Annotated in this window: 2 protein-coding genes; both read left to right on the forward strand. The window is 55.9% G+C overall.

From position 1 onward, the window contains the following. A partial coding sequence (locus tag IRZ24_RS19340) for a glycosyltransferase family 4 protein (RefSeq protein ID WP_297168112.1) occupies window positions 1–623 on the forward strand: 623 nt, incomplete at its 5' end. Window positions 624–664: 41 nt separating this feature from the next. After that, on the forward strand, window positions 665–2,197 hold the full coding sequence (locus IRZ24_RS19345; protein ID WP_297168115.1) for an exopolysaccharide biosynthesis polyprenyl glycosylphosphotransferase: 1,533 nt from the start codon (window positions 665–667) through the stop codon (window positions 2,195–2,197). The last annotated feature ends 298 nt before the right edge of the window (window positions 2,198–2,495 follow it).

The raw sequence follows: 2,495 nt of genomic DNA on the forward strand, positions 1-2,495 counted from the left end.
ATGCTGGTACCCTTGGTATTTCTCACGGCCTGACCACTGTCTTGGACGCTGCCGAACAACTACGCTCCTATCCTGCGATTCGCATCCGGCTGGTCGGCGACGGCGGCGCTAAGCCTGAACTGCTGGCCGAGGCTCGCCGACGCGGGTTAGAAAATGTTATCTTCATGGACCCGTTCCCTCACGAGCAGGTGCCTCTGCTGCTGGCAGCTGCCGACGCCTGCCTGATCATCATGCGCAAGCTTCCTCTCTTCACGGGAGCCTTGCCTTGTAAGATGTATGAGGCTCTGGCCTGCGGACGCCCAATTCTGTTAGCTGTCGATGGCGAGGCCCGCCGTTTGGCCGAAGAAGCAGGAGCAGCCATCTTCGTCGAGCCGGAAAATCCTACTGCCCTGGCCCAGGCGATTCTGCAGCTCTACCAGCAACCGGGCTTGGCCCAGGCCCTTAGCACTCGCGGTCGCACCTTGGCCGAGGAGCGTTTTGACTACGATCAGCTGAGTGCACGTCTCGATGCGCAAATCGCGACTCTCCTTTCTTCTTCCTCCCCTGTAATAGCCCCTTTTTCGGCCTCAAAACAGCCCCATCAACCTGAGCAAGATCCCGACAAACTTGCTGTATACAGATAAATACAAAGTAGCAGAGAGAAATGGGAGAGAAAGGGTCAAATATGTTAAAAGAGCAGGAATATCAGCAGGAGGGCCAGCCACTCTCCAGGAGCAGCTATCGCAGCAGTACAGCCACCCTCACTCTGCCGGCAACTTCTCAATGTGAGCAGGTGCCGCTACGGCTGCGGCTCAGGCGCCGCTTCTCCGCCAACGACTGGCGACTGATCATGATCGGCGGCGATGGTTTGCTGCTGCTGGCGACCTTCATCGTTTTCGTGGTGAGCAAGCAGCCAGTAGAAAGTAGCAGTCGCTTGGTTACGGCCTGGGAAGTGCACCTCACCTGGATCGGCTGCGCTACCTTGCTTTGGAGCTTTACAGCGCGTTTAACCCGCGCCTATGACCTCAATGGTATGTCGAGCCGCCTGGTTAGCCCGTTACGAGCCTTGATGGCGCTGCTCCTTCTGTCTGGCCTCTGGTTCACCTTAAGTGCAACGCTGGAAGGGCGGGCCCTGCGCACCCTGCTAATCACGACCCTCGCCTTTACCGTGGTCAGTGCGCCCCTGATCGGCAGTTGGCGCCTGCTCATTGCTCAGTGTCTACACCTGCCACCCTTTCGACGTCAAGGAGTGATTGTCGGCATCAGCCCCATTGGAGAAGCAATAGCACGAGAACTACAGGTTGCTCCCAGACGCTCAACCATCGATATTTTAGGCTATATCGTTGAAGAAGAGGAGCGGGAAGATAGTGCTGACCGAGAGTTGCCCTTGCCTATTCTCGGGGGGCGAGCCACGCTACGACGGCTAATTGAACAGCAGGCCATTGATGTGCTGATCATGGCCACCGAGTACCAGGAGAATCCAGCCCTCGTGCAGGAGGCTATCACAGGCACCCACTTGGGAGTCTCGTTGGTGCCCGCCCTCTGCGTCTATGAGAACGTTAGTGGCAAGATCCCCGTAGAGAAGATCGGGGAACAATGGTATATCGCATTGCCAGGGGCGAATCTTTCTCCCCTTTACCTCTGTTGGCGCAAGTTGCTTGATCTTACCTTCGGCTTGGCCGGCCTGCTTCTGCTGCTGCTCCTGCTCCCTCCCCTGGCGCTGCTGATCCGCCTCGATTCACCCGGCCCTCTCTTCCACTGTCAGGAGCGCCTCGGCAAAAATGGTCGCAGGTTCAAGATGTATAAATTTCGCTCCATGCGGGTCGACGCCGAACCAGAAGGGAAGGCTCGCTGGGCTAGCCAGAACGATGCCCGAGTGACACGCATTGGGCGCTTTCTACGCGCAACCCACCTGGATGAGCTGCCCCAGGTAGTGAATATCCTGCGCGGAGAGATGAGCCTGATTGGACCTCGACCCGAGCGTGAGGAGTTCGTGAAACTGTTGGAGCAAACCATCCCCTTCTATCGCTGCCGCCTGTCCGTTCCCCCCGGTTTGACAGGCTGGGCCCAAGTGAAATATCACTATACCTTCACTAGTCAACATGCACTAGAAAAGCTTCAATATGATCTCTATTACATTAAACATCAGTCCTATATGCTAGATATCCTGATCCTTCTAAGGACCGTCATTGAAGTAATCAAATTGCGCGGAGTCTAGAGTCGCATAGTGCAAGCTTGGGCTAGTGCCAGCCGGCGGCGCAGAAAGGCAGATCGGCAGGTGAAGGAATAGAGTGGGTGGGATTGAGATCAGGTAGAGTCCTGTCTGCAGCCCTGCACTACGCTTGTTCCTTTAGGGAACAGGACCTTCTTACCACTCTTTCGTTAGAAGTTTACAATCCTCGGCCAAGATCGATACATATAACAACGAGAGCACAGACAGGGTAAAGGTATCTGCAGGAGAGGAACATCTAATGACTATTGCTCAGTACGCAGCCGTGCTAGCCAAGCGCTGGTGG

Origin of the sequence: Thermogemmatispora sp. (genome assembly GCF_019683755.1) — a bacterium.
Taxonomy (GTDB): Bacteria; Chloroflexota; Ktedonobacteria; order Ktedonobacterales; family Ktedonobacteraceae; genus Thermogemmatispora.

Coding starts and splice junctions, on each gene's coding strand:
- IRZ24_RS19345 (WP_297168115.1), top strand. CDS start 665: ATGTTAAAAGAGCAGGAATATCAGCAGGAGGGCCAGCCACTCTCCAGG.